At 56.4% G+C, this 1392-nt stretch carries 1 protein-coding gene and 1 pseudogene; both read left to right on the top strand.

Features of this window, described 5'->3' with window-relative positions; genetic code table 11:
- Positions 1–202, top strand: a 202-nt coding sequence (locus Q8K05_RS01735) for a 50S ribosomal protein L7/L12 (RefSeq protein ID WP_305244822.1), incomplete at its 5' end; no start/stop codon positions are given.
- 341 nt (positions 203–543) lie between these two features.
- Positions 544–1392, top strand: a pseudogene (gene rpoB / locus Q8K05_RS01730) (DNA-directed RNA polymerase subunit beta); the annotation flags it as partial.

Genomic DNA, 1392 nt, shown 5'->3' with positions numbered 1-1392 from the left:
CAACGTCGTTCTGCTCGAAGTCGGCCCTAACAAGGTGTCGGTCATTAAAGCCGTTCGCGAACTCACCGGTCTGGGCCTCAAAGAAGCCAAAGACCTGGTGGATGGCGCTCCGAAGAACGTCAAGGAAGGCGCACCAAAGGCCGACGCAGAAGCTGCCAAGAAAAAGCTCGAAGAAGCTGGCGCGAAAGTCGAACTCAAGTAATTCTTGCGTTTGCAAAGGCTGGAAGACCCACCTCGGGCTTCCAGCCTTTCCTGTTTCAAGGAGTACACCGCAACGCCGGCAGAGATGCTGGTTTTGCAGTGTTTCAAGAAGACCCCATCAGCCTGACGTGTGTTTGGCCTGTTGTAAAAACACTGGAAAAAAGATTGCCCTAGTCTTTTTTCCAGTGTTTTCTGACCCCGACTGCAGAAAACGCCTTGGTTCGGGTGACGCGCAAAGCGTTGCCGTCCGCCATGGTTGGTAGTGGCCAACCACCAAGTCTGCCTGAATACGTGGTGTATTCGGGCACCAGAGTCGCCAGAGCCCATCAATGCGGAGAACTCATGGCCTATTCCTATACCGAACGCAAACGCATACGCAAAAGCTTCGGCAGCCGCGAAAGCGTGCTGACTGTTCCTTATTTGCTGCAAATGCAGAAAGACGCCTACACGGCGTTTCTGCAAGCCGACCGTGCGCCCCAAAAGCGCACCATAGAAGGTCTGCAAGCCGCGTTTGACAACGCCTTCCCCATCGTCTCGCACAACGGGTTTGTGGAGATGAAATTCCTCGAGTACAACCTGGCCAAACCTGCATTTGATGTGCGGGAATGCCAGACGCGCGGGCTGACGTTTTCCTCGGCCGTGCGCGCCAAGGTGCAATTGATCATCTATGACCGCGAGTCCTCGACGTCGCAGTCCAAGGTCGTCAAGGAAGTCAAGGAGCAAGAGGTCTACATGGGCGAAGTGCCGCTCATGACCGACAAGGGCTCTTTCGTCATCAACGGCACCGAGCGTGTGATCGTGTCCCAGCTGCACCGCTCGCCGGGCGTGTTTTTTGAGCACGACAAGGGCAAGACCCACAGTTCGGGCAAGCTGCTGTTTTCGGCCCGCATCATTCCTTACCGTGGTTCATGGCTCGACTTCGAGTTCGACCCGAAGGACGTGCTGTATTTCCGGGTTGACCGTCGCCGCAAGATGCCGGTCACGATTTTGCTCAAGGCCATCGGCCTGAACCCGGAATCCATCCTGGCCAACTTCTTTGTGTTTGACAATTTCCGTCTGATGGACAGTGGCGCGCAGCTGGAATTCGTTGGCGAGCGCATGCGCGGCGAAGTGGCCCGTTTCGACATCACCGACAAGGCCGGCAAGGTCGTGGTCGCGAAAGACAAGCGCATCACCGTGCGCCACACCCGC

This window comes from Polaromonas sp. (assembly GCF_030682935.1).
Lineage (GTDB): Bacteria > Pseudomonadota > Gammaproteobacteria > Burkholderiales > Burkholderiaceae_C > Polaromonas.
Note: the sequence above shows the minus strand (reverse complement) of the source record. Positions and strands in the feature narration are given on the sequence as shown.